This window comes from Capnocytophaga sp. oral taxon 332 str. F0381 (assembly GCF_000318275.2).
GTDB classification, from domain to species: domain Bacteria; phylum Bacteroidota; class Bacteroidia; order Flavobacteriales; family Flavobacteriaceae; genus Capnocytophaga; species Capnocytophaga bilenii.
On record NZ_KB291320.1, the window covers coordinates 1 to 26,287 of the forward strand.

General features: G+C 39.6%; 18 protein-coding genes. 1 reads left to right on the top strand and 17 read right to left on the bottom strand.

Annotation, left to right across the window (positions count from 1 at the left end; genetic code table 11):
* Positions 1–467: 467 nt before the first annotated feature.
* The 5 genes from HMPREF9075_RS08075 to HMPREF9075_RS08095 form a co-directional block, all read right to left on the bottom strand.
* The gene (locus tag HMPREF9075_RS08075) at positions 468–2,099 is read right to left on the bottom strand and encodes a protein kinase family protein (RefSeq protein WP_009416036.1); all 1,632 of its coding nucleotides are present in this window, start codon (positions 2,097–2,099) and stop codon (positions 468–470) included.
* A 3-nt stretch (positions 2,100–2,102) separates the two neighbouring features.
* Entirely contained in the window at positions 2,103–3,590 is a 1,488-nt protein-coding gene (locus HMPREF9075_RS08080; RefSeq protein WP_009416037.1) for a SpoIIE family protein phosphatase, read from the bottom strand.
* A 9-nt stretch (positions 3,591–3,599) separates the two neighbouring features.
* A complete protein-coding gene (locus HMPREF9075_RS08085) occupies positions 3,600–4,403 on the bottom strand; it encodes a vWA domain-containing protein (protein WP_034557221.1) in 804 nt (267 codons plus the stop codon).
* A 20-nt stretch (positions 4,404–4,423) separates the two neighbouring features.
* Complete coding sequence (locus HMPREF9075_RS12895) at positions 4,424–4,978, bottom strand: DUF805 domain-containing protein (RefSeq protein WP_009416039.1); 555 nt, start codon at positions 4,976–4,978, stop codon at positions 4,424–4,426.
* Between the two features lie 556 nt (positions 4,979–5,534).
* Positions 5,535–10,994, bottom strand: a complete 5,460-nt coding sequence (locus tag HMPREF9075_RS08095; protein WP_034557224.1) for an alpha-2-macroglobulin — start codon at positions 10,992–10,994, stop codon at positions 5,535–5,537.
* Between the two features lie 206 nt (positions 10,995–11,200).
* Between HMPREF9075_RS08095 and HMPREF9075_RS08100 the strand changes: the two genes are divergently transcribed.
* Positions 11,201–11,704 (top strand): nitroreductase, encoded by a 504-nt coding sequence (locus HMPREF9075_RS08100; protein WP_009416042.1) that lies wholly within the window; start codon positions 11,201–11,203, stop codon positions 11,702–11,704.
* 74 nt (positions 11,705–11,778) lie between these two features.
* Here the strand turns inward: HMPREF9075_RS08100 and ccsA are convergent, their stop codons facing one another.
* The 12 genes from ccsA to HMPREF9075_RS08160 form a co-directional block, all read right to left on the bottom strand.
* Positions 11,779–12,573 carry a cytochrome c biogenesis protein CcsA gene (gene ccsA, locus HMPREF9075_RS08105; RefSeq protein ID WP_009416043.1) on the bottom strand — a complete coding sequence of 265 codons (795 nt, stop codon included), beginning with the start codon at positions 12,571–12,573 and terminating at the stop codon, positions 11,779–11,781.
* 34 nt (positions 12,574–12,607) lie between these two features.
* The gene (locus tag HMPREF9075_RS08110) at positions 12,608–13,813 is read right to left on the bottom strand and encodes a cytochrome c biogenesis protein ResB (protein WP_009416044.1); all 1,206 of its coding nucleotides are present in this window, start codon (positions 13,811–13,813) and stop codon (positions 12,608–12,610) included.
* A 141-nt stretch (positions 13,814–13,954) separates the two neighbouring features.
* Complete coding sequence (gene nrfA, locus HMPREF9075_RS08115; protein ID WP_009416045.1) at positions 13,955–15,421, bottom strand: ammonia-forming cytochrome c nitrite reductase; 1,467 nt, start codon at positions 15,419–15,421, stop codon at positions 13,955–13,957.
* 79 nt (positions 15,422–15,500) lie between these two features.
* Positions 15,501–16,115: a cytochrome c nitrite reductase small subunit gene (gene nrfH, locus HMPREF9075_RS08120; RefSeq protein ID WP_009416046.1), complete on the bottom strand. Its 615-nt coding sequence runs from the start codon at positions 16,113–16,115 to the stop codon at positions 15,501–15,503.
* Positions 16,116–16,484: 369 nt separating this feature from the next.
* Positions 16,485–17,825 carry an alginate export family protein gene (locus HMPREF9075_RS08125; RefSeq protein ID WP_009416048.1) on the bottom strand — a complete coding sequence of 447 codons (1,341 nt, stop codon included), beginning with the start codon at positions 17,823–17,825 and terminating at the stop codon, positions 16,485–16,487.
* 176 nt (positions 17,826–18,001) lie between these two features.
* Positions 18,002–19,129 carry a GNAT family N-acetyltransferase gene (locus HMPREF9075_RS08130; RefSeq protein ID WP_009416049.1) on the bottom strand — a complete coding sequence of 376 codons (1,128 nt, stop codon included), beginning with the start codon at positions 19,127–19,129 and terminating at the stop codon, positions 18,002–18,004.
* On the bottom strand, positions 19,107–20,060 hold the full coding sequence (locus HMPREF9075_RS08135; protein WP_034557242.1) for a transporter: 954 nt from the start codon (positions 20,058–20,060) through the stop codon (positions 19,107–19,109). The genes HMPREF9075_RS08130 and HMPREF9075_RS08135 overlap by 23 nt, the downstream gene beginning before the upstream one ends.
* 41 nt (positions 20,061–20,101) lie before the next feature.
* Positions 20,102–21,286 carry an ABC transporter permease gene (locus HMPREF9075_RS08140; protein WP_009416051.1) on the bottom strand — a complete coding sequence of 395 codons (1,185 nt, stop codon included), beginning with the start codon at positions 21,284–21,286 and terminating at the stop codon, positions 20,102–20,104.
* Entirely contained in the window at positions 21,273–22,421 is a 1,149-nt protein-coding gene (locus HMPREF9075_RS08145) for an ABC transporter permease (protein WP_034557244.1), read from the bottom strand. The genes HMPREF9075_RS08140 and HMPREF9075_RS08145 overlap by 14 nt, the downstream gene beginning before the upstream one ends.
* 25 nt (positions 22,422–22,446) lie before the next feature.
* Positions 22,447–23,589, bottom strand: coding sequence for a serine hydrolase (locus HMPREF9075_RS08150; protein ID WP_009416053.1), 1,143 nt, complete (start codon positions 23,587–23,589; stop codon positions 22,447–22,449).
* Between the two features lie 7 nt (positions 23,590–23,596).
* A complete protein-coding gene (locus tag HMPREF9075_RS08155) occupies positions 23,597–24,577 on the bottom strand; it encodes an HlyD family secretion protein (protein ID WP_009416054.1) in 981 nt (326 codons plus the stop codon).
* A gap of 114 nt (positions 24,578–24,691) precedes the next feature.
* A complete protein-coding gene (locus HMPREF9075_RS08160; protein WP_009416055.1) occupies positions 24,692–26,110 on the bottom strand; it encodes a TolC family protein in 1,419 nt (472 codons plus the stop codon).
* Positions 26,111–26,287: the final 177 nt, after the last annotated feature.

The following is a 26,287-nucleotide window of genomic DNA, read 5'->3' on the forward strand; positions in this document are numbered from 1 at the left end:
TTGGCAAACTTTCAGAGTTTGACAAAGTTTATTGTTAACCAATCAGTTTCATAGTACAATGACACCACCTCCCTCCTTGGGGGCATGGGGGATAAAAATATTGCCAAAGGTTGCAAAACAACAGCCTTTGGCAAACTATTTATTTTTAATCATTTGCAATTTTCTGCAAAGTTACAAGTTTTTTTGAAATTACAAAAAATCTTTTCAGGGTATTCTCTCCATTACTTCTTCGTCACCTCCACCCAATTACCATTAGTACGAGTGTTATAGCGATTGTTGTACATACGCCACACACCTTGCCAAACTTTGCACCACACACTTTGCCAAACTTTGCACCACACACTTTGGCAAACTTTGCATCACACATGCACCACCTCCCCCTTTGGGGCAGGAGGATGTTTATTCACATTGTAGGGGCGATTGGCAAATCGCCTTCACAAAACAAAACTTTTTCGGGCAGCAGGAAATTAATATCTTCTGGAATTACTAATAATAAATCCCATAATAAGTATTAAAACACTAATGATTATTATAAATACAATAATTATTATATATGTAGAGGGACCATTCTTCTCTTTTATAGAATAATATTTTTGGTGTAATTGCCATAAATCCTGAAATAATCTTATATTCTTCTTTTCCCCTCTATAGAGTACAACATCTTTAAAAAGCCTTCCTTTCTGTAATTCTCTTTCAAATTCTTCTTTTGTTAAAAATATAGGCTGGGCAAATTTTATGTCAAAGAACCCTATTTTTTCAATATTTCCATTATGAGCCTGATATATTGCACTTCTACTAATAGGCGAGTGGGTAGCAGAGCCCTGTGGTTTATTTTCCTCCAAAGGTATATTATAAAACAATTGCCCTCTATTTAAGTAAAAAACCTTTTGTTTATTTAAATAGGTTATAATTACTTTCTGTGATTGATAACTTAAATCAAGTTGTATAGGTGTTTCGCCTTTAAAATTATTAGGTGCTATACTGCCTATATACACTTTTGCTTTTTCAGGACTAGAAGTAATTGTAAAACTTTCATTTTTAATTTCCTCCGATACTATTTTAGTTCTTACTTGCTCATTAGTCTTTTCTATCTCAGTTTTAGTTACTTCTTTTTTTACAGGAGTAGCAACTGTAGTTTTAGTGGTCGTTTCTTTAAAAGATTGTGTAGGGCTATTTGTTTTTTCAAACAAACTTATTTTTTCTCTATTAGGTGAAGAACTATCAGAAAGCAAATGATTAAGATAAAAATCTACAGAGGGTTGTTGCAATGATTTTAATCGTTGAACAAGAGGAGAACCTTGTGGATTTTGTAAATCTTTTGCTTTAAACAAAAAGTTATCTTCGTCATTAAAGCCACCTTGCAAATCTTTATTCCATAGCTTTTTATCAAACTTGAGAGCTTCTAAGGCGGTAAGTAGTAACCAAAATGAAAATCGGTCTATAGTAGTATCATAATGAGTCTTATTGCGTTTAGGATGCTGAAAAGAAGAGTGTCCTATTTCTACAGCCTGTTCTCCTTTTAGGGTAGGTATAAACATAGGGTCATAATCTACCAATTTAAGGTTGATAGTAGTTGTTTGTTCTACCAGCACGTTCCCCGATTGTATATCGCCGTGTGCTATACCCAAATCTTCTAAGCTATGGCTAAGGTTCACCAAATGGTTTTGTAATTCAGTAATTTTGTGGTTATTATTAATGATAGAAGTTACATAGTCATTTAGTTTTTTACCATACGACCATTCCATTACAATAACAGGATAATATTCTCCTTTGATATTAATACCCTCTGTAAAAACTCTGTTTTTGCAAAAAAAAGGAGCACTTATATTACTCAAATATTCTGATATTGAAATATTTCTGTTTATATTTTGCAAGTTTCCCCCATTTAAAAAGCAACGTAGCGCATAATCACAAGTCAGCTTTGCATCACGAATTTTAAAAATAGCAGCAAAAGCTCCTGAGCCGTAATTAAATATCTTTATCGGAGTGGTTCTATTGGGGATAAATTCATATTTTGAGGGCAAGTTTAATATACCTGCCCCAAATTTCTTTATTTCAACTTCGTATTCTGATACTAAAGGATAATTTTCTATATTCATATACTACTCTTTCCAAAATTGTAAAGTATCCCAAAAACTTTTTTCTTTTGTTTTTGAGGCATTTATGAGTTTCTTTAACGAAATTGCTTTCTTTGAATCGTCTGGGAATGTAATGTTTAATGAAACACTATCAATACTTATAGCTGTATTCTCAAGTGTTTTATTTTTGCTTATAAGTGAATCTTTTAAAGCACTTTTCTCAGAATTAGAAAGATCTGCAGGATTTTTTACCTCTATTTTTTTAGGGATAACAAGATTGAATGTATCAGCTTGAGTAGCCATTACTACACGTGTAAAGCCATAGCTTTCTTTTTTATTCAATATATGAATCCCTATTTCAGTACCTGCAGGATAGCTCATTTTCATCTGGTAAACCCATTTTCCGCTTGAGTTTTCTATCTTAGCAATCATTTTTTTATCGGCGTATATAAACGCATCTGCCCCTTTGGGAATAGTGCCCGACATAACGGTGTCGTCACTATCCACACGATTGATAAAAAGCGGTGCAGGTAATGATTGCTGTATATAGCTATATAATACTACACCCAATAAGGCAACACTTAGTGCTGCTACCTTCCATCTATTCTTTTGTCGTAACTTTTGATATTGGAAGTTACTATGGGTTAATTGAGAGCGTAACTTATCTATTTCTCTTTTAGCATCATTTATATTTCCAACAGCCGTTGTTGGCTCATTGAGCATCTGCACATAGTTAGGTTTATCTTCTTTAGGAAATGAAAAATCTGAAGGAGGTAAAAACTCTGTTACAGTACCTTGTTTTGAAGGTTCTATGATACAAATAGTGATATCATCTTCTTCCAGCCTTTTAGTCTCCCATAAGTTTAAAATATATTGGTAAAAACTATCATAAGAAGAAAGATTTAGCAAGACATTAATTTGCTCTCTTTCTTTCAACAACAGCCGTGCAATGGCATCTGTAGCAAGAATAATTATATCATTTACTTCAAGAGTAGCTTCTGAGGTTTTAAATTGCCCTACCATTACCTTATCTTCTAAGAGCGGCTGAGTCCCTAAAAAACCTTTATCATTCTCTAAATCGTCTATAGTTTTATGCGGAAATGAGCATATTTCGTCTCCCCTAACCAAAAAACCACATACATCACCCGATGATATATATATAAACTTATTATTTATGAAACTTACGCCCATAAAAGTAGCATAAGCTCCTTGTTGTTTTTTACGTTCTTCTGCCAAACGAAAAGCAGGATTATCTGTTTTAAGAGATAAATCTTGTTGTTTAAAATTAGAAGCGTAGCGTTTAAAATCCTCTATAAGAGAGGAGGCTATAAAAGTAGGCGTTTTTACAAAGTTATCAACCAATAAATTAGCCCATATTTCTGATTTATACCCCTGAGTAGCGCCATCGGCTATTGCAAATACACCTTGTGAAGCATTAAAGCTATATTTATCTTGTATTGAGCTATATTCATATACAGAACGCTTGTGCAGTTGGAATATTTTTACATTCATACGATTGTATTATAAAGGGTTACTACCAATGTTGAGGAAGTCCATTAGGTGTTTGGGGCTGCCGTTAAAAACATAACCTCTAGCTCCTTGTTGTACATTATAGCCCATACGATTGGCTAAAGCTACCATTTGAGGATTTAGCTCTGTAGAAAGTTCAAAGAGCAAAGAAGCGTTCCCACGTATAGGGCTGTTATTAGGAAACAAAATACTATCCCCACTCAATCCTGAAATATGAATATTAAAAATGTTCACTCCCCCGTAATTGGTGTGTAAAGATTTCAGTTGTTGTACTTTCTTCTTAAGAGTACTATCAAAAGAACCTCCATCGGTAGCCTCTCCATCGGTAATGTTAATGATGATAGGAGGATGACAATCCCGATGATTACCCCAATTTATCCAAGCTTCACACACACGATAAGCATTCTCAAAAGCTCGCGTCATAGGAGTATCCGATACTGCTTTAGGAGTTATCCATATGGGAATCCCATTTTGCTCACCAATAGCGTTTGTAAATACATCGGCTATAGATACCACCCAGTGCCCCCGCAAATTACCTTCCCACGCAGGTTCTACAGCACTATTGCGCCCTCCATATCCTATAACCGATATTTCAAAACGATTTTTTACATTGCCATTAGAGTCAAAACACTTAAGTCCCGTCTCAAAAATAATCTCATTAATAGCATCGGCTACTTTTTGGGCTTTTGATATATTAGGGCTAAAAGGATCTTCCATAGAGCCCGACTGGTCTAGCAGATATATTACCAAGCAAGGAAAAGTGCTGCTAATCTGTAAGGTTTCTAAGTTGTACATTCTTGTTGTTTTAGAGGGTGTTAATTTTTAGCGTAAGGGTTGTTCCCTTGAAATTCTTTATTTGAGCTGTATGAGCCTCCGCTATTGTAATTGTTGTTGTATGAGCTGTTGTAGTTGTCATTGGTATTGTTGTACTGCTGATTATTGTTATTAAGTGAGTTGTTCGTAGCGTTATGCCCTCCGCTATATGTAAAGCCAGTATTGTTCTGTTGTGGAGTGGAGGTATAATTATTAGTGGTAAAATTATTGTTATTACCATTGTTTAAATTATTACTTTTAGGGTCTTCTCCATACCGATTGGTAAATCGTTCTCCTTCTGCAAACAAGAGCCAGAACCCATAGAAAGGAATCAGCTGATACCAGCCACTATTACCTAAATCGTGACAACGTTTTGCTCCTTGAGCCAAACTAAACCAAAATAATGGTAACAAAAAAATTAATACAAAGGAGCCTTTACCTTCAGAAGCACTTACTATTCCCATAAGAAATAGATAAGTAATTGAATAAATAATCATAGATATCCCGTATTCTGTTCTACGGATACGTCCTGAAAATGAAAATGGTGCTTTAAACATAATTTAAAAATTTAAAATCATACCTACTCTGTTACAGGCTTTTCAGTTTCCGCCTTGTTGTTTATATAGGGACATAAAAAAACGCGGTGCATTCCTATTTGCTTATCATAGAATGCCCGACCAAAGGCTGATGTAAATAAGCAAAAGGAATGCCCACGTAAACGCAGGCACTTCCACTTCTACTTCCCTATTTACATCAAAAAAAATTGGTCGTTTTTCTATGATAGGAAAATGTAAAGCGAAACGCTAATATTATGTCTTTAATTTGTTATTTTGTTGAATTTAAAATACTCTTGGTTGCTTAATTCAGGTGCATAGTTACAACATTTTTCCATAACTCACAATTTTTTTAACATTTATTTTTACCTAAAAGCACCTATGTTACTCATTATCAGATAAAAATATTTTTTAATTTAATTACACCCCACTCCTATTTTTCCACCAATTTCACAAGTCCCATTCGTCCCACAAGCTCTCCCCCACCCCATAGCAACAAAAAAACTTTGGCAAAGCCCAAAGCCTTGCCAAAGTGTATATTGCAATAAAAAATATCCTTTTACTTTTTCATTACCTCTACCCAATTGCCATTGGTACGAGTGTTGTAGCGATTGTTGTACATCGCTTCGGCATAAGTGCCTGGCAGGTAGTAACGACCTGCATAAGAGGCATTGAGCTTCAAGATAATCGTTCTTTTCTGATTGCCTCGCAAGTAGAAATAGAAGTTAGCTCGATCGTCACGAATATCTATATTATCAATATCAGGGTTTTCATTGCTGCCGTAATCGGTAAAGCGAGTATTGATAATTTCCCATCCTGACGGAATCAACTGCGTAAGAGCTATATTATCAACAAATTCTCCAGTAAGGTTAGCAACCTCTATCACAGCTGTAAATTGAGTACTTTGTTGCAAATGAGTTACATCTATCTTCTGTCCTTTGCTATCGCGGAAGGTAGTATTGATAGACAAACCATTTTGTATAGCCAATTCATTACCCACAGGCAATATACCTCTACTGATAAGGTTTACATATAGCGTTTGTTTGCTTGTATTCTTCACTTGTACGCTGGTTTGTCCTTTCACTGGTAGTACTACTTGCACTACTGCTTCGGAAGTATTGAGGCTTTCAGTTTTTCCATTTACAGTATAATTAGCGGCAACACCTTTACCTGCTTTATTTACCGCTATATATTTAGCCATAGCGTAAAGCGAATAAGCCGTAGTTTGGGTACTCATCCAATCGTTGGAAGAGAGCTTATCGGCAATTTCGTGTGCCCAACGTGCCGCATCGTTCTTTCTTCCTATCAACAAGGCTGTTTCCATAGCAAGAGCTTTATTGCGCAATGCCGATCCGTAATAGAAATACGCTTCGTTTTCGCTATCCAAGCCTACGATGTCAAATAGCTTAGCAGCAGCTTGTTTTTGTCCCGCAAGAGCATAAGCAGCGGCAAGAGTACGTTTTGCATTAGCGCTAATGTCTTTAGTTTCACGCAAGCGGTTCATCGCTGCCATATTAGGATTACCTGCCAATGCCAAAGTATAAAGACGATAAGCCTGTGCAAAATCGTTTTGGTATTCAGGCTCAAAGTGCCAATTGCGCGCCTCGTCATTTTGGTAGTTCAACCATTTTTGTTTACTGCCCGAAGGAAGTACATAACCCCTCTTCTCTGCTTCTACAAAAAACTGCCCTATATACGAAGTAGCCCAATTATCAGCATACCTGCCGCCCTTCCAATAGCTAAAGCCTCCATTGGTAAGTTGGTTTTCGTGTAGGCGACTGATAGCACTGTTTACATTACGGCTCGCCTCATCAATTTTTTCTTTAGTAAGACTCACAAAATCAGTGAGGAATAACTGAGGAAATGCTGCCGAAGTAATCTGTTCGGCACAACCGTGAGGATAGCTTATTAGGTAGCCCAAGCGTTGTGCTAAATTCACACTCGGGAAACTTGATACCTCAAGCGTATAACGACCATTGTTGCCCAAAGGCTGTGTGCTAAGTTTTTGCGATTCGCCTGCCGAAAGCACTACATTCTGTATCGCATACGTAATAGGGTTAGGATTATAAACATCCATTTCTACCTCGTAAGTAGCTTTTTCATTGCCCGATGAAGCTGTTATTTTTACTTTTCCAATACCCGTATTAGTAGTTTCCAATTCAAAATAAGCCATTTGCTCACCCGTGTTGCTAAAGTTAAGCTGCTGACTGCGACTGCCTACTACTTTAAATTGTCCATTAGTTTCAACGTTCAGCGATACATTCCTCACCTGTTTTTCCATCGCAAATACCGTTACAGGTAGTACTACCTTCTCACCAGGAACTGCCTTACGTGGCAAAGAACCCAATAACGATAACGGACTGTATACCGGCACATTCTTCTTTTCAGCAAAGCCATAAGCATTTTGCTCCACATTCGATGCCACTACCATCACCCTTGCCGAACCCATATAGTTAGGAATTTCTACATTATGAGTGTCAGTACCGCCCTTCTTCAAGTTAAAAGGACCTTTGAATATTACAAAAGGTTTAAATCGATTGGCTTTTTGAGCCTCTCCACCGCCCAAATCTTCGTCACCACCAATGCTAAAGGCTTGGTTGATAGTACCCCCATAAGCACCAATCACATAGTCGTAAATATCAAAAGTCTTTACCCCAAGAGCCGTTTTGCTAAAGAATACATTCCAAGGATTAGGCGTTTTAAAGCGAGTAAGATTTAACAAACCATCTTCTACAATTGCCAAACTATAGCTCATCGGCTTACCACTTTTTTCGCTCACTTTTATCGTTGCTTTTTTCTGCGGAACAAACTTTTCAGGAGCTTGTATAACAGGTTCAAGAGTAGTATTTTTATCTACTACCGAAAGAGGCACTACCCCGTAAAGGCGTATAGGCGCATCGTTAGCCGTATGGCTATGAGGTTGCAACAAGGTAACGTAGCAATACACATTAGGGCTCATCTTGCTTGTTATAGGTAGCGAGTAAGAAGTTTCTCCAGCAGTAGTTTCCACCCAATAAGTTTCCAATACACTGCTACCATTTTCTATCGATATCAAAGCGCGCCCTCCTTTATCCGAAGGGAATGAAATATTAGCCTTCTCACCCACATTATACGATTTTTTATCAGTACCCAAGCTCAGCATTACCGCCTCACTACCTTCTGCTTTGCGCGATTTCCCCGACCAGTTATCCCAATCAAAATAAACAGTAGAGCCACTTTTGTGTCCACTATCGTCATTAGTAACCAAAATAAAGTACCTACCCCAATCGTTATCTGCAATATTAAGGCTGAATTGTGCTTTACCATTAGCATCAGTAGTTATGTTTTGGGTACCATACAAAGCGTTGCTATCACTACTATTGTAAGTAGAAATATTTTGGTTGCTAGCATCCCACCACCAGTTCCAACCTATTTTGTAAACCGCCACGCTCACCTCTTTATGTGCCAAAGGCTTACCATTTTCCGATACCACTACCACACGGAAAGTTTGGTCTTTTTCGGTGCTAAGGTAATTGTATTTGTTAGGCTCTGGCAATTGTAAGCCCACGTATTCTTTATAAGGCGAATACGAAGCTGTACTCACATCAGTACTAAAGTCTCCACCGCTTTCGTTAGCTTGAGTAAGGAAATTAACTTTCAGCATACCAGGGGCTTGCATCTTATTCATACCAAAGAAGAAAGTAGCCAATCCATTGCCATCGGTATTGCCTTCATACACATCTACCTCCTCGCTGTCAAAACTATAAGCTTGGTTGTCAAAGTTATATTTTTCATAACTTTTGAAAGTAGTGGTAGTAGGCAAAAATTTAGCCTTTACGCTCACCCCCGTATTAGCCGCAGGCGAACCGTGTAGCCATTGCACTTTCAATCTCGCATTTGCCCCCGAAGCCGATATAAGCTTCCCATTCAAGTCATTATCAATCTTCAAGCGGTTAGGCTTAATAGTCTCTATTTTAATGTTTTTACTAAAATTAGCAGCACCCGCCGATACCTGTACATTCCAAGAACCTGTAGGGGCATCTGCCGAAGTTTTCAAACGGAATACATAGTGGTTAGAAGGGTTTGATGTTTGCATACGTTCAGTGATAACCTTACCATAAGGGTCGGTAAATCGCAGTTTTATAGGCAAACTTTCAGGTATTTTTTGAGCGTAGTCGTTCAAAATAAAGCCCACGTAAATACTATCTCCTGGTCGCCATACGCCACGCTCAGTATAGAGGTAACCATTCAAGCCATTTTGCAAGCGCAAACCATCTACATCGTATTTACTAACCGATTGTTGTTCACCATCATCTATCTTGATGTAAGTCGTATAACCCTCTTTTTGAACCTTAGCAAAATAAGCCTTCCTGCTTAAGTTTACGGTCAGCCAACCATTGCTATCCGTTTTGCCTTCGTGTATCTTTTGTTGCTGATAATCAAATATTTCTATATTAGCAGCTTTTACAGGCTGAGTGTTTAGAATATTGTTTACTATAAAGGTGTAGTTGTTAGTCTGTCCTTTCTTTACAATTACCCCCAAGTCCGAAGCCAATACGTTGGTACTAATAGTTTTGCCATAATAGTAATAATCATCACAAGGACTGCTCTCCTCTTCGTAATAGCCATAAGCTTCATAATCATAATCTTCGTAATCATCATAGTCCAATGATTTTTCTTCAAACGAAAGGTCTAAAGGCTCCGTATTTTCAGCACCACAAGTGTAAAGCGAATAGTTTTTAGTCATTCCCAATTCCACCTTGTAAATTGCTCCAGGTTCAGGCGTAATTACTGAAGCCAAATCAAGCGAATAAGTATTCCAATCGTTTAGCGGATAAAGCGCTCCATCGGTAAGTTTAAACACCTTGCGAGCGATAGGTTTCCCCACACGGCGAATGTAATACCCCTCACTGAGGTCATTTTCTTGCAAAAACTGCAAGATATTATTTTCATAAATGCGATATACCGTTACATTTACAGCACGCAAGTTAATCGTTTGGAAGTTAATTTTCAAATTCTCCGAACTTGGCAATATCACCCCGCTCTTTAGGAAGCGGAAGTCCGGATTTTGCTGGGTAAAGCTCACATCAAAAGTATAATCCTTAGCAAGTACCTGTCCATAAATATTCTTTATCCCTTGGTTTACCCGCAATTTGTAATCACCTTCTCGTTTTTCTTCACGAAATACCTTCAAAACGTTACCATTCACGCTGTATTTCAGTTCAGTATCAGTGTTAGAAAGACTTACCAGCCCGTTAAACACTTGGTTTTTATCCAAAGGGTCAGAAAAATTAACCAATAGCTGCTGGTTACCCCCTTCATTCTTAACACTCAAAGGCTTAAAATCACCTTTTGCAGGAATTGTAAAGCTAAAAGGAAGCAATTTATCCTCGCTTACATCTTTAGCATTCCATTTTACAGTAAGCGTTTGTTCTTTGTCCAAACGAGGAAGACTATCAAAAACAATCACAAATTTGTTATTAGAACCCTGCGACTGAAATTTTACAGGCACAGTTTTGCCGTCCAACGAAGCACTGAAAAGAGTTTTAGCAACCGAATAGTCCACTTGGTCATTTGCTAAAAATTCAGCATTAAGAAAGTAAAGGTCGCGGCTGTACGATTGCAAGTCGTTGTCTTTTATTCTGTATGCCTGCTCTAGTGTTTTAACCGTAAAGTTAAAAAGTTGCAATTCTTTTTTTACAGAAAATAGTTTTTTAAGGCTGAATGACACTCGGTATTGAGTGTTTTGCTCTAAAGGTTTTTCTGGCACAAAGCTAATTTGTGTAGCGTTTACTGCCACTACTTTACCGTTCACTTTAGGCGATATTTCAAAGAGGTTCAGCTCATTTACTTTATCCAATTTGTCTTGCGGTATAGGCTGATTCAGAAGAATGTTCAGCTGCGTGTGCGAACTTATCAGCCCTGAAGTAAATCCCGCGATATACTCTTTAAATATCAACGGATTACTGTTGAAATCACTATCCTTTTTGCACGCAAATAAGGTAAGCAATGAGAGAAGTAAGAAAGTTATTTTTTTCATATTACTATAATTTTTGGATTTTATAATTGAGGCGGTAAAGGTAAAAATATTTTTTGAAACATACAAGAATTTTATCATAAAATTTAGTCCAGCTAATATCACTCACCAATTCAACTACGAATGATAAGCTAACGAATGGTCAGCCGAAATTTTTCTCCTTGTCATTACGATAAAAAATATTACCTTTGCTAAAAAGATTAAAGATTATGCAAACACTTCGCGACATTATCACCTCTCGCAAAAGCGTATTTCCTCCCCAATATAGTGGGCAGCCCATACCCGAAGAGGTATTACAAGAAATTATCACCGCCGCCAACTACGCTCCTAACCACAAGCGCACCCAGCCTTGGCGTATAAAAGTACATAAAGGAGACGAAAAAGAGCGTTTAGGCGAAGAATTAGTACGCTTGTATAAGAAAAATGTACCAGCAGAGCAGTTTTCAGAGCGGAAGATGAATGAAATAGCACAAAAAGCCGCCCTATCGGATGTTGTACTCACCATCAACATTCATTTCAGTGGCAAAGTTCCCGAATGGGAAGAGATTGCTGCTACCGCTATGGCAGTACAGAATATGTATCTCACCTGCACGGCTCACGGGGTAGGTTGTTATTGGGGCACACCAGGTTTTATGTTTCAGTTGAAAGACTTTTTGCAATTAGAAGATTCTGAACAATGCTACGGACTCTTCTTTATGGGAATGAAAGAATAAAAACTTTGGCAAAGATACAAGCCCTACGGCTCACATCTTTGCCAAAAGTATTTTATTAACAATTTAAATCAGGATTATCCTGTGTAGGTATGTACACTCATTTGTGCGGTAGGTAAGTAATTCACACCAAACCAACACATTAGTAACAGTATAAAGGCAACCCCCACAATAATAAAGCTCTGCAAAGGCTTTTTCTCTTTATGGTTGTATTTATGGTGCAGATACACCAAATACCCCAGCCACGTAATCAGTGCCCACGTTTCCTTAGGATCCCACGTCCAGTAGTGCCCCCAAGCCTCTTTAGCCCACAAAGCACCAAATAGCAACCCAAAAGTAAGGAACACATACCCTATCTTTATAAGCTGGTCTATTACCCCAAAAATAGAGTGGGTTTCTTGTCCCTTTTTGTATCGGTAGATACCGTAAAAAGCCGTCAGTGAAGCCATTCCCAGCATAGCATAAGCAAAGATGTACACAATCACGTGAGGAATAAACCACACACTTTGCAGGGCAGGCATCAGTGCCTTGTTCATCGTGTCGGGGTGCGTGTAGGTAAGCCCTACAAACACAATGCCCATCACTGCCGAGTAGCTCAGCATCCATTTCTGTTTATACAGCCAATAGATAATCACCCCAATAACCCCCATAAAGAAAGCGTACCATATACGCGTTTCGGCAAGCGTACGCAATGGTGGGCGGTCTAAGTTCTTCCACAACAAAGCTATAAATCCACCTATTAGCAGAGTTGCTGCTACGTGGCTCACAATACTCAGCCCTCGCAACATCCCATTTTTGCCGTAAATAAGCCCTCCGCCCAATAGCCATAACGCTACTGATAAATATGTTATAATGTCAAAATAATGCCACATTTCTTTAATTATAATTAGAATTATGAATTTAGAATTATTTCTTTCCTTTCACTTGGAATAAGAATGCAATTCCTCCAGCAATAAGCAAGAAAATACCCGTATATACCACAGGCAGCCAAGGGTCAGAAATCAGCTCTACTACACTCAATTCAGACCATCGCCCCATACGCTCGTCATAGCTCACCTGATAAATACGCCATCCGTCCACTTCTATAGGGTGATTCACCTCTATCTTTTCCTCGCGCATCTCTTTAGTATTCTTTTGGTATACAATCACTTCCGATTGAAACTTCCTTGCCTCAGGCGGTGCCATCACCAGCGTATGCATCTTATCCAATTCAATAGCACGAGGAGGAAATTGGTAATTACCTGCAGAAATCCATTCTTTTTTCTTCACACCCGTTTTTACGTTTTCTACCGTCACATAAGCAGCGTTAGTAGAACCAAACATCGTATGGTGAATATAAGTACTATCCGTTTCAGGAATAGCCTTTTCAAGATATTTGTGCAGCGTGATTTTCCAGTCCAATATGTTACCACTTTCCCCTTCTTTTTCCAGCATAAAGCCAATAGGTTTTTCTTTAGGGATTGTAGTACCTGTGGTATCAATCACAAAAAGTTTATTAGGATAAATGTCAATACTAAATTCTTTTAGTTCTAAGGCAATAGGCAGCTGTAGGGTCATATTATCCTCAGTAGTAGCACGCCATTCGGGGCGACCTTTGTAGAGGTTCATCTTTAGGCGCATAATATCGCCCTGCCCCAATACACCAGCAAACATTACCAACCATAGCCCAAAGTGATTTAGCAAAAAAGGAATATTTTTATGCTCATAAACCATTGAACGTTTCAGTATAGAAAACCATAAGTTCATCAAAGCCAATACAAAAATAACCCCAAAATACCACGTTTTTGTAAGGTCATCAAGTCCCATTTTGCCCAAAAAAGTACCTTCCACTTGCTTAGGGTTTATATTGATACTCCCCAGCCCGATGGTAAGCACCCCCAGTGTTATCACTGTAACAATAGCCATTTGTGCCGATGAAAAACGCACTACAAAAGTACGTTTTCTGAAAATAAAAAATACTAAGGTAGTAAGTATTACAAAAGTAATACCCTCTATAATATTATAAGGGAATGAAAACCAGCTCTTACTGATACTACCCAATAATAGTTGCAGGCATACCCCCACAACAAGTAAAATCAACACTACTTTAGTAGCGTAACTATATTGCTTCATATTTAGTGAAAAAGTAAAATAGTGAATATTGTGGTCGTCTCACTTCAATGCAAAAACTTTGCCAAAGTCTCGCAGGCTTTTCGTCCCACGACCTTTGGCAAAGTCTATATTATTGACTGTTATTGCCTAATGCAGCGTGCACTATTTTTGTGATACTAAGCGTCCTGCTTTTTTAGCTTCTTCTATCCATTTAGGCACTATAGTTTCTAAGAATTTTTTCTTAGCAGCTTCTTCTTTTGGTATATCCAAACCAATTTCTTTTTGGGCTTTAGCTTTAGTGCTGATATCAGGCATTACGAAAGCTGTTTTGATATTTAGTTTTTCTTTAAGCACATCTAAATTATTTTCAGCTTGATAAGCATAGATAAGACCATCGCTAAGGAGGCGTTCAGATTCGATAGGAGCGTGGAAAGCGGCACCGTGTGAAGAGTGTACCATATCCCAACGCCATTGTGATTTGCGGATAAGTGCCAAAGTAGGTTTCATTTGTTCTTCGTTAGCACCGTTATCCCACAAGAATTTAGCTTTGAAGTGTACTTTTGCTAATTGTTTTTCGAGTTTCATACGCATACCATATACAGCATCTTGGCGATCGTATACGTTTTTCACCAATTCTTCTTCACTTTGGCGGTGACAAGTTTGGCAGCTTGCTGATACGTTGCGTAGTGGGCTGCTGATTTGGTGGTCAGTGAATTTCACAGCACCATCAGTTTTGTAAGGCATATGGCAATCAGCACAAGAAACTCCACGTTGTCCGTGAATACCGAGTTGAGAAAGTTCATAGTCAGGGTGTTGTGCTTTGAGGATAGGAGTACGGCTAAGTGGGTGTACATAGTCAGTCCAACCTTCTGCATCGTAGTACTCTTCCATCTTTTCAATAGTCATACCTTTATCCCAAGGGAAAGTAAGGTGTTTTTTATCACCTTTGAAGTAGTACTCTACGTGGCATTGTGCACATACTAGCGAACGCATTTCTTGGTGAGTAGCTTGGTTGATATCTCTACCTTGGCGAGCAAAAGCCTCAACAAGAGCAGGTTGATGTACTTCCAATTTCATTGTCTTGGTGTTGTGGCAAGTAGCACAACCTATAGGGTTTACAATCTCGCTACCCCATTGATCCCAAGGAGCACTATAGTAATTGTCTAGTCCTACTTTTTTCATTAGGCGAGGCACATCAGGGCTTTTACAAGTCCAGCAAGTACCTGGCTGTGGAGAGTGGGTAGAATCGGTAGGCGCGCCAGTACGAAGAATTTTAGTAACGTCTTCAATAGCGTGCATATGTCCGCGTGGAGCGTTGTATTCCTTAGAGAAAGCATAACCAGCCCAAAGGATTACCATTTCAGGACGTAGCTCAAGCAGATCATCATCTTGGCTGCTCATATATTTAGAGCGGAATGTAGTGTCTATTGTAGCTCTCCACGAATCGTATTCGCGAGGGTAAAACTGCGCGTAAAGCTCATTCTTACATTCTTGGTCGGCAAGGTCATTACCGCCTCTTGCTATGAGTTCAGCCTCCGTTTTTCTGTTCATTATTGAACTAGCCAATAGCCCTAATAAGAAAGTAACTATTGCTAATATACCTGCAATTAACCAATTTTTCTTTTTCATCGCTGTATAAATTATATTTCTTTTGTCGTTAATAAAATTTTCTAATTAAATAGTGAAGTCTTAATGCAAAATAGTGTTTTTATTTTTTAGTTGTAGCATTTTTAGCAATTTCTTGCAACCATTCAGGAGCGTTAGCACCAAAATCATCTATTATAGGTACAGGCGAAGCAGGAGCGGCATTTAAACCACGTACGCGGCTGTGCGGTACTTCGCGGTGGCATTCCCAGCAAAGTTTGCCATTACCTGCGTGTGCCATAGGGGCGGTTACTTTTCCTAAGCTCACTTCGCTCACAAGGGTACTATGGCAGCGAATACAATTCTCTTGTACTACCATTTGCCCTGGTTCGTGCATCTTTATTACTTGTGGCTCCATACGAAAAGTAAACATCGTAGCGTGTCGCAAACCATCATTTGCTTTAAAATAGTATTTCCTAAATACATTGTCGTGAGGCACGTGGCAGTCATTACATACGGTATTTCTACCGTGTGATGAGTGAAACCACGTAGCGTATTCAGGTTCCATAATATGGCAGTTTACACACGCTTTAGGATCATCCGATAGGTACGAATAGGCACGTGATATATAAAATATATAACCTGCCAAGCCTATCAGCATACCTGCAAGTGCAGGTATCAAGAACCGAAATAATCGGCTCTTTTTATTCGTTCTTGTCTCATTGTCTCTTGTTGCCATTATTTGTATGAGGTTTTTCGTATCTTTTCATTGCAAAGTTAAGGTATTAAAACTGTTAAACAAAACAAAAAATACGTAAAATGAGAATTTGTCTTTGTTCTAAATAAGTAAAGGCGCTCAATGATAAGTAAATCATATCATTACACGCTTTTTGTACTGATTATGAATAATCGTTCTGCTCGTAAATACGTCAAAATCAACAATAAAGGATAAAAGGGTATTAATGTTTAATGTTCTGTGTCTTTATGTTTTATGGGCGCAACGTATAAGTCCGTGTTTGGCAAAAAAGGTAAGGGTATACAAAAAAACTTTGGCAAATTTTTTAAGTTTGCCAAAGTTAAAAAGTTAAATAAGAGGGTCGTTCCTCAATTAAAATTTCGCACTGAACAATTTAGGGTTGATGTTTAGGCTGCACCATAGCCAGTCTTGGTTAGCACGTTGGTTAGCAGTCCCTTTAAGCGCTTTAGTACCTTCATTAGCAAAATAGTTAGAATAGCCTATTTGTAGCCCTACAAAAGATTGTACTTTTAGGCTGTATACAAGGTCTATTTCGCTTCCGTAGCTACTATGTTTTTTGTTGCCTATTTGGTATTTAGCAGCAGGAGCAAAGAAATGGTAAGTAGCACTTAGGTTACTTTTTTCGCCGGTGCGTATATTAGCTGTAAGGTAAGGGTTGAGCAATCCTTGTGCAGGAGCAGCTTTAGAACCTGGGGCACCTACAAAGTAGTAATCCATAAAGCCGTAGAACTTGTGATTAGTACCGCTAAAAGGATTGAAAGCATTGTCTTCGGCAGAACTATCGTCAGTAGCTTTGCCACTTAGGTGGTCAAGACCAGCCGTAAGCGCAAAAACAGGTGAGAAGCGGTAACCTGCATTGAGGGCAAGCATATAAGCATTTTTGCTTGCTCCTGCGGCATTTTTACCTGTTTGTAGGTAAACACTAGCACCATAGCTTAGGGCATCGCTCTTGCCAGTGTAGTGTGCGCCAAGAGTTTGCATATTGTTAGCCTTCGCTGCATCTACTTTATAGCCTAAGTTAGCAAAAAGGAATGAGATTTGTTGTGAAGGGTTGATGCTGTAGTGAGCGTGTAGCGCTTCTAAGTGTTGGTAATCTTGTCCTACACCAGGAGTAAAATTCTGTCCTTTAGGGAAGTTTACATTTAGGGTAGGGGTAGTGGTGCTTCCCGATTGGTTGTAGGCTATAAATCCGCGTAGGGTAAAGGCATCGTTAGGAGCCCAGTTTACGTTTACAGCATCGTGGCTACGACCAGCAGGGTGCCAATCAAGTGAACCGAAAATACGATCATCATCAAGGGCTATTACTTGTCTACCCACTTTTAAATTCACTTGTTCTGCAAGGGGTAGTGAAGCATATGCTTCAAATACCGACATACCTCCTGTCCTATCAACAGCTTGTATTTGTGGTGCTTGCCCCCAAATATTTACGTTTTGTACTGATACGTACAAGTTTAGCTTATCAGCATTTTTGTAGGCAAAATTTAGGCGAGTGCGGTTGTTTACCAACACAGCAGGCGATTCGCCATCTTGCAAAGGCAAGTATGCCCCATTGCGATATTCAAAACGTGGACGTATTTGTGCCGATACTTCAAATGTATTATTTGCTGTATCGGTAGTTTCTTGAGCTTGTAGGCTAGCACTTACGCCGCAGCAAGCCAATAAAATAGCAGTTGATAATAATTCTTTTTTCATTTTTTATCAATTTTATTTTTTTCGGCAAATGTAAGTGCTTTTTTTTTCATAAACAAATGTTTCGTTAAGTTTTTATTAACAAAACCTGCTAATTATAACCGAAAAAAATAAAAATTACATCAAAGCAAGCTAACCCTCTTTTTCATTCCGCTTTATGGTAAGGGCTGTCTGTCGTGTTATACCTTCAAACTATAAGTAGCTCTACGTGCAAAAATAATAGGGTCAAAGCTCTTCCATAGTTGTTGTATGGCAAGGTTTTCTTCTAGTTCTGGCGTAACAACACACTTCTCTACTCCATTGCGTTTAAACACATCGTAATAATAGTCAAATAACAAAGCGGGTATGCCTTTGCTTTGGTATTCAGGTGCCACGCCTATCAGGTAAAACTCTACTATAGTGTGGTGTTTTTTGGCTTGTAATAAGTGCCAAAACCCAAAAGGGAATAGTTTTCCTTTTGCTTTCTGCAAAGCCTTAGAAAATGAAGGCATTACAATAGCAAAGCAAATTAGTTTTCCGTCTTTATCTTCTATAAAGCGTATATATTCAGGGTTGATAAATGGAATGTATTTTTTCTTAAAATACGCTTGTTGCTGCACCGTAATAGGCACATAAGAAGCCAAACGCGAATAGGTGTCGTTATATAGGGCAAACATCGCATCTACGTGTTTTAGTACCTCTTTGGTAGTAGGGGTATCTATCAGTTTTACCCCATAACGCCGCCTGATAGCCTCTGCCGTTTTTTTGAATACTTCGGGCTTAGAGTTTGCCAATAAAAACGACATATCTATAAAGCCTTTTTCTTTCTTCAAGCCCAATTGTTCCAAATGTGCCTTGTAGTACGGGTAGTGGTACCAAGTCATCATATTAGCTATTTGGTCGTAGCCATCGGTAAGCAATCCCACTTTATCCATACTGGTAAAACCCATAGGACCTTCGATATAATCTAATTGATACTCGCGTGCTTTTTCGGTTACTTTTTGTATGAGTGCGGTAGTTACAGCTATATCATCAATCATATCTATCCAGCCAAAGCGCAGTTTTTTATCACCTTGTTTTAGGTCGTTTTCGTTGATGATAGCCGCAATGCGCCCCACCATTTTCCCCGCAGGTGTATAAGCTCCGTAAAAAAAGGCTTTTGCATTGGCAAATACAGGGTTTTTATCCTTGCTTAGGGCGTTTAGCTCGTCATTGATGAGCGGCGGTACCCAGTAAGGGTGATTAGTGTATAACGAAAACGGAAATTTTATAAAATCTTTGAGTTCTTTAGTCGTGCTTAGTTCTTTAATCAAAATCGATGGGTTCATCTTTTTTCTTTTTCTTTTTGGGTTTCTTTTTTCGGCTTATCTTAGTAGTCTTTATCTTTTCTTTCAGTTTCTTCTTTATAAATCCATTGTGTTTATCTATTCTGTACGATGCCCCAACCAATATCATATAACGTTGTGGCGTATCGTTCCAGCCCACGCCCAAGTCGGCATTGAGCTGCAAGTCGGCATTCGCTATATAGGCTGCTCCAAGCCTTGTGATTTGGTCGCTGTAATTATTGCCGTAAATACCTTGTTGTTCAGCAAAAATACTAAACCACCCATTGCGCAAATTATGGGTTAGGGTAAGCAAGTAGCTATATTCTGTTTGTTCTTTTTTTATGAATCTATCGGCTATAAGGTTACCCACCACCACTATACGGGGCATAGGCTCCATTTGGAATATAGCAGCTACTTTAGGCGATATTACATCCATATGCTCGTAATAATAACGCTGGTTAGGCAAAAAATTAGCCCCCACATAAATAGCTACTGAAGGAATCATATTGCGCCAGCGCAGCGCATTATTAGCTTTCCAACTGTAAATGTTAGGCTCTTCGTCTAAAAACTTAGGCTTGAAGAGCAAGTATTTTGCCCCAATGGTGTTGTTCACAAAGCTAAGGTGCGAAGCACTGTGCCCCAGCATCGTTGTATAGTCATACGCCAAAATACCATTCAGCATCACCTCCAATTGCTCTCTGTAAAAACCATAACGCACTGCATAATTCAGCCCTACGTAGTGCATCGTAGTCGCCGTAAGCTTGTGGTGGCTGCTTTCATACCATAAGCCTCCTTCAAACTGTAATACCCTACCCCCTACAGCATAAGCACTCTGTGAATTGCCTGGCAGGTTAGAGTTTATAATATCAGTGTATTGGGCTATAGCTCCTGCTGGCAATAGCAATCCCATTAGTAAGAAAAGTAGTTTATTCATTGTTATTGTATTTTTAGGGTACAAATATAGTAAAAATATCTTTATCTTAGCAAACGGCGCATTGTTAATGAAGCTAATATCAGGTAAAAAATACATAATAGCCACATTCCACCCCAAAAAGGCAAGATAGTAGTCAGTGAAGCTTCTAATTGGGTGAGCGATACAAAACCTTTGGCTCCTAAAGTAGTGGGTACTAAATAGGCAATACAGTGTAGCCATTGCGGCATCGCACTCCACGCCCACGAAAAACCGGTGAGTACTACGGCGGGCAGTGAAGTGTACATTATGAGCATTATCGCATCTTCACGCCGTTTGAAAAAGTGCATCAGTGCAATACCCATAAATACGATTGAAAGAATAAATGGGGTCATAAACACGAATACGCTTAGCACATTGCCTCGCACGGGAATGCCAAATAGAGGCATCACTATATACAACACGCTTAGCAATACCCCCATAGAAAGCAACAAATAAGCTGTAGCCCTACCCATTACTATAGGCATTGCACCCCAAAAATGACCCGCATTGGGATATATATGCGGCAACTTGCTGCCTTCGCGCATTGTACCGCCCAAAATACCTACCGCAGTAAGTATAGTAGTTTGAAAAATGATAACCAAAATCACAGGAATCAGTGCCGTAGCATAGCCCGCAGCAGGATTGTATAAGCCTACTACAGTAGGTTTTACGGGTTGCGCTTCTTCTTTGGCTTGCGTAGGCAATTTGCCCTGCGCACTATTGCGCTTCATCTCTACCCCCACATTCATATAGGTAGCCGATAATTTGGCTGCTGTAAGCACTTGTTTGTAATACAACATATACGAGGCATCAGCGTATACCGATAGCGATGGCTGCTCACCGCGTTGCAACGAGCGACCAAAATTAGCAGGTATTGTAATGACTCCCCTTATTTTCTCGAGCTCAAAATCTCTATGGGCTTCACTTAGCGAATGATAACTCGCCACAATGCGCACTTGGCTCGTAGCATCTATCATCCGCAATAGCTGCCTACTACTCGTGCTGTTATCCTCATCTACTACCCCCACAGGTAGTTCTTTCAGCGTCTCTTCCGAATAAAGATAGGTATATACAAACGACACCAACGATGCCACTACTACAAACGAGAAAAACACAGCTCTATCCCTAAAAATGTATTTCAGTTCCCAAAGCAGTGCCCTCAAAAAATCTGACGAACTTTGATATATATAACTTCTAAATGTGTTCATACCCTCCCGATTTAATTTTTCTTACAAACATAGGATACGCTACAACAAACAAGAGCGCAAAAAGCAATAAACCCAATAAGGGCTGCCACGTCATATCCACAGGAATACCCTTTATTGCTCTGTTTACATAGTATTTCATAAAATGAGCATAGGGAAATACATTTGCTAAAAATTGCATACTCTTGGGCAGTCCTTCAATAGGAAAGGTATAAGCTGCAAACGAAAAAGCAATAGCCGTAAAACCACTGCCTATAGTCAGTGCCAAGCGAAATTCACTAAATAGAGAGGCTATCGCAATACCTATAATTTGATATACTACAATGAGCGCACAAGTTATCAGTACCACATTCACCATTCCTGTATGCAAGGGAGTGCCTATAATTTGGAAGAGTAGCACATTCATCCACCAGCCTACCCCAAAAAGCAATAGCGTGTAAGGCAGCAATTTGCCCAATAAAGCTCGCCACGCACTACCTCCAGCTTCGGCAAGCCATTCAGCTCCTCGTTGGTATTTAAATTCTACCCCTATTACGTACACCGTTACCATCATCACCACCATTTGCAACATCATAGGCAAGAACGCCACCAATAAATAGTAAGCATAATTAGAATAAGGGTTGAATAAACCATGTTCGTCTACTTTTACGCTTTGGGCTTCGGCGCGTACCTTGCTCGCTTGTTGTCCCCGCTGCATCTTCTTTTTCATTACCAAGCCCGAAGAGAACATTCCCACCGTAGTTTGAAAGTCTTTTTGTATCAATCCCGCAGGCAGCATAAATTGGTTATTTACATAGCATAACACCTGCTCGTTTTCACCCTTGAAAACACTTTTTTGAAAACCCGCAGGAATTACCACAAAAGCGTAAATCTCCTGTCGTTGCAACGAGCGTTTAGCTTCTGCCTCATCGCTTAGTGCCCCTTGCAATCCAATAGCTGGAGTAGCATCCAGCATACGCAATAGTTGTGCCGATAGCAAACTCTGGTCATAATCAATATACTTTACAGGCATATCACGAGGCACCCCTTGGTAGAATACAAGCGCAAAGAAGCCAAACAGCAACAACGGAAGTACCAACACGTAGAACAATCGTTTAGGAGATGCCAATAATCGCTTCGTTTCTTTTATAAAATACATATTGTTAATAGTGATTTTTTTGATTTCACAACATAGCATTTACTTCATCTATATATTCGTAAATATCCGATGAATACACATCATCTTCGCTTGTTTTCTCTCCCGTTTGATGTCCTAAGCGCACGATGATAACACCATTCGTAGGGTTTACAATCACATATTGTCCCAAGTGTCCTCGCATCATATAGTAATGCACCCCTTTGTAGTCCAGCAACCACCACCCATAGCCGTAGTAAGGAGTATCTGCAAAGCGCGGATTGATAGATTTCTTTATAAAATCTTGTGGTATCAGTTGCTTGCCATTCCATTTGCCTCCATCGCGGTATAGCTTGCCCAAGCGTGCAAAATCACGAGCATTACTTGCAATACAGCAATAAGCCTTCTCCAGCCCGCTATCTTCGCTATCCACTTGCCATAGCGCATCGCTTTCACAGCCCATAGGCTGCCACAAGGCTTCTTGTAAGTAAGCCGTTAAGGTTTTGCCTGTAGCTTTCTCAAGCACCATCCCCAATAGGAATGTATTACCGCTCAAGTATTTAAACGAAGCCCCTGGGGGCGAAGTAATTTGCAAGTTCAGAAGGCGTTCCCTAAAATGTGTATCAAAATAAGCCCGTGTAGTGATAGAAAAAGGATCGTAATAAGCCTCATCCCAATCCAAACCCGATGCCATAGACGACAAATCCCCCACGGTAAGCCGTGAGGCAAATCCCTCTTTGTAATTGTCAAAAAAATCACTTACAGGCTGGTTCAAGCTCTTGATGTATTTATCCTTTATAGCACACCCCAGCAAGGCTGATACATAACTCTTTGCCATTGAGAATGAATTGCTCTTGCTATCCTTGCCATAACCATCATAATAATGTTCCTGCCACAAGCTATCTCCTTTTATTACCAAAAAAGCTACCGTGCCGTATTGCTTGTGCAGCTCTTCCAAACGAGGCGTTTCAGGCGTTTTATTGTAGTCGTGTGCCAAAGCCCAAGGTTGTGGAGCAGGGCTCTTTTCAATCACTCTGTTGTCAAAATGCGTATAGTCGTCTAAAAATGTTGTGCTATGCCCTGTCCCGTAAATAGTAGCTACTGCTTTTAGCAAATAACCATAACCCGTTAGGTACAATCCGCCTATTAATAAACCTATCAGCAAGAATAGGTAAATAAAAAACTTCTTCATAGCCCTTTTATTTATCTTCCACTAGCACCGACATTCCAGGTCTTAGTCCTTCCACTTTAGCAGTAGGGTAAGCCTTGATAGCAAAGGTCTTCTTGTCAAAATCTCCTTTGCTTTTAGTCGCCGTCCAAGTAGCAAAGTCAGCTTGCACCGCTATGTGTTTCACTTCCAATTCTATCTCTTGGTTGCCCAAGGCAGGTACTATCGCTTTAAATTTAGTACCCTCTTTATAATTCACCATTTTATCTTCCCTGATGTTGAATACCACCCATTCGTCGTTAGTATCTATAAGGTTCATCACAGGGTAACCCGCATTCACTATTTCACCCTCGTTAGGGATAATCGTTTGTATTTGAGTATCAGCAGGAGCGTACACCTTAGCACCGTCTTTATAAGCATTCACTTCAGTAATAACCCCTTGTGCTTGGGCTACAAGTGCTTGGGCAGCTGTTTTGTCCTCATCGCGCGCTCCGTTTTTAGCCATTTCGTATTGAGATTTTGCTGCTTCGGCTTGTTTTTGGAGTGCCACCATTTGGGTATAAGCCTCATCTTTCTTTTGGGCAGGAAGCACTTTGTCGTTAAATAAGTTACTCACCCTTTGGTATGTTTTTTCAGCAAGGTCAGCAGCAGCTTGTGCCTGTTGCCATACGTTGTAAGCCCCTTTTATTTGCTCTTCACGAGCACCGCGTTGTGCCTTATCCGATTGTGCTTGTGCTGCCGAGCGCGCCGCTTCAGCCTGCGATAATTTTGCATCAATTTCAGTACTTTCAAGTTCCAAGAGCAATTCACCTTTTTGTACCCTGTCGCCCTCTTTTTTATAAATAGCCTTCACCCGTCCAGGTACTTTGGGGGCAACGTTTATTTGTTTAGCCTCTACCTGTCCCTGCAAGTAAATAGGTTCGTTATTGCTAAAAAAATAGATAGAAAACAATATTACCGCTGCAAATACAGCTATAGTAATGATCAATCCCGTAATGTTTTTCTTTTTCATATAATTATAATGATTTTATTTTTTAATAAAGTAGAATTTAAAATGCAAAACTACAAAAAATAATGCGATTAACTCTCACAAGTTCCACTGCCCCACCAATTCAAAATTCATAATTCAAAATTCATAATTCTCTCTCCCCCCTAAAAACCTCATACCGCAAGTTTCCAAAAGCTGTGCCAGTGTTTTATCCATAGCAAAGAGAGCTTGGTAACGTTTTATTTTGATAGATGCCAAGTAAAGATTCGCATCAGCCACATCCGTAGAAGTTGATAATCCTTCCGAAAAAGCCTTATCGCGAGCGCGCACCAGCTCTTCAGCAAAGCGCAAACTCTCTTCCAAGCTCACAAACTGCTCACGTTGTTTTTCTATTTCCGTATAGAGTTTTTTCACTAAGGTTTGCACATCCTTTTCAGCCTGCGCTATCAATAACGCCACACCCTCTTGGGTAGCTTTAGCCTGAGCTATTTTGTGTTTGTCTTGCAAGCCGTTAAATAAGTTCCATTGCAAGCCTACGCCCACCACCCAGTTATCAGGTTCAGTAAGAGGCAAGTTCTCGCTCCATAAGTATTTTTTACCAATAGCAGCCACATCAGGCAAATAACCCGATTGCTGTACTTTTACGTTTTCAGCTGCCATTTGTTGTTTGAGTTTAGCCTGCACTATCAGCGGAAAGTTCTCTTTAGCCTGTTGCTGATAGTAAGTAAGAGCTTGTAGCGGAGCCACCTCAAAAAGTTCACTACTTAGGGGGAGATTATCATTTTCATCACTACCCATTACACCATTCAAAGCCGTGCGAGCCAGTTGCATATCTTTTTCAGCCGCCAGCACCTCCCGTTTCGCATCAGTCACCGCTTTTTTAGCCTGCATTACCTCAATAGAAGCAATCATACCGTTTTTTTCAAATTTTTGTGCATTTTCGTAGTGATGTTCAGCCGTTTCCAATGACTGTTGGCGCACTTCTAAGGCTTTTTGTGCCAATTGCACCTGATAATAACGCTCTGCGAGTTCCGAAATCAACGCATATTCTGTTTTTTTAGTCTCTATGTTAGCCATTTCAGAGTTCAAAGCCCCCACTTTATTAGCAGCCCGCACTTTGCCCCCTGCGTATAACACCCAGCGAGCATCTGCCGATACCCGCCAAATATCCTGTTTCTGAAACTCATACCGCCAATCTTGTGAAAAATAAGGCTGCAGCCTTCCCAATAGCGGCGCGAATAACCCTTGTCCCAAAGGAGGTAATCCCCCAATCATAGCACGCATATGCTGTTGTATAGGCGCTTTGTAGTCGTTAAAATTCAGCGATAGCGGTTCAGCCAAGTGAGCATAACTCGCATTGAGGCTCAGCTGAGGGTAGTACAATCCTTGGTAAGCCTTTTGCCCTTCAGTAGCAGCTTGCGCTTGTTTTTCAATACCTTTCAGTTTTTGGTTGCCACTGCGCATTTTAGCAACAGCCTCTTCAAACGAAAGCGATTGCCCCCATAGTGCACCGCTACACAACAAGAAAAATGTTAAATACAAAAAAGGTTTTTTCATTAAAAAAAGAATTTAGGCAGCAAAGATACAAAATAATGTTTAATGTTTAATGATTAATTTTAGTTTTTAGGTGCGAGCCGCACTGGTAGTCTTTAGGTGCGAGCCGCACATGCATTGCGACATTTCCTCCCTTTGGGGTAGGAGGATGTTTATTCACATTGTAGGGGCAATTGGCAA

What these genes read in the sequence shown, in the direction of transcription:
- HMPREF9075_RS08075 (WP_009416036.1), bottom strand. Translation starts at nt 2,099, where the DNA reads ATGAATATAGAAAATTATCCTTTAGTATCAGAATACGAAGTTGAAATA.
- HMPREF9075_RS08080 (WP_009416037.1), bottom strand. Translation starts at nt 3,590, where the DNA reads ATGAATGTAAAAATATTCCAACTGCACAAGCGTTCTGTATATGAATAT.
- HMPREF9075_RS08085 (WP_034557221.1), bottom strand. Translation starts at nt 4,403, where the DNA reads ATGTACAACTTAGAAACCTTACAGATTAGCAGCACTTTTCCTTGCTTG.
- HMPREF9075_RS12895 (WP_009416039.1), bottom strand. Translation starts at nt 4,978, where the DNA reads ATGTTTAAAGCACCATTTTCATTTTCAGGACGTATCCGTAGAACAGAA.
- HMPREF9075_RS08095 (WP_034557224.1), bottom strand. Translation starts at nt 10,994, where the DNA reads ATGAAAAAAATAACTTTCTTACTTCTCTCATTGCTTACCTTATTTGCG.
- HMPREF9075_RS08100 (WP_009416042.1), top strand. Translation starts at nt 11,201, where the DNA reads ATGCAAACACTTCGCGACATTATCACCTCTCGCAAAAGCGTATTTCCT.
- ccsA (WP_009416043.1), bottom strand. Translation starts at nt 12,573, where the DNA reads ATGTGGCATTATTTTGACATTATAACATATTTATCAGTAGCGTTATGG.
- HMPREF9075_RS08110 (WP_009416044.1), bottom strand. Translation starts at nt 13,813, where the DNA reads ATGAAGCAATATAGTTACGCTACTAAAGTAGTGTTGATTTTACTTGTT.
- nrfA (WP_009416045.1), bottom strand. Translation starts at nt 15,421, where the DNA reads ATGAAAAAGAAAAATTGGTTAATTGCAGGTATATTAGCAATAGTTACT.
- nrfH (WP_009416046.1), bottom strand. Translation starts at nt 16,115, where the DNA reads ATGGCAACAAGAGACAATGAGACAAGAACGAATAAAAAGAGCCGATTA.
- HMPREF9075_RS08125 (WP_009416048.1), bottom strand. Translation starts at nt 17,825, where the DNA reads ATGAAAAAAGAATTATTATCAACTGCTATTTTATTGGCTTGCTGCGGC.
- HMPREF9075_RS08130 (WP_009416049.1), bottom strand. Translation starts at nt 19,129, where the DNA reads ATGAACCCATCGATTTTGATTAAAGAACTAAGCACGACTAAAGAACTC.
- HMPREF9075_RS08135 (WP_034557242.1), bottom strand. Translation starts at nt 20,060, where the DNA reads ATGAATAAACTACTTTTCTTACTAATGGGATTGCTATTGCCAGCAGGA.
- HMPREF9075_RS08140 (WP_009416051.1), bottom strand. Translation starts at nt 21,286, where the DNA reads ATGAACACATTTAGAAGTTATATATATCAAAGTTCGTCAGATTTTTTG.
- HMPREF9075_RS08145 (WP_034557244.1), bottom strand. Translation starts at nt 22,421, where the DNA reads ATGTATTTTATAAAAGAAACGAAGCGATTATTGGCATCTCCTAAACGA.
- HMPREF9075_RS08150 (WP_009416053.1), bottom strand. Translation starts at nt 23,589, where the DNA reads ATGAAGAAGTTTTTTATTTACCTATTCTTGCTGATAGGTTTATTAATA.
- HMPREF9075_RS08155 (WP_009416054.1), bottom strand. Translation starts at nt 24,577, where the DNA reads ATGAAAAAGAAAAACATTACGGGATTGATCATTACTATAGCTGTATTT.
- HMPREF9075_RS08160 (WP_009416055.1), bottom strand. Translation starts at nt 26,110, where the DNA reads ATGAAAAAACCTTTTTTGTATTTAACATTTTTCTTGTTGTGTAGCGGT.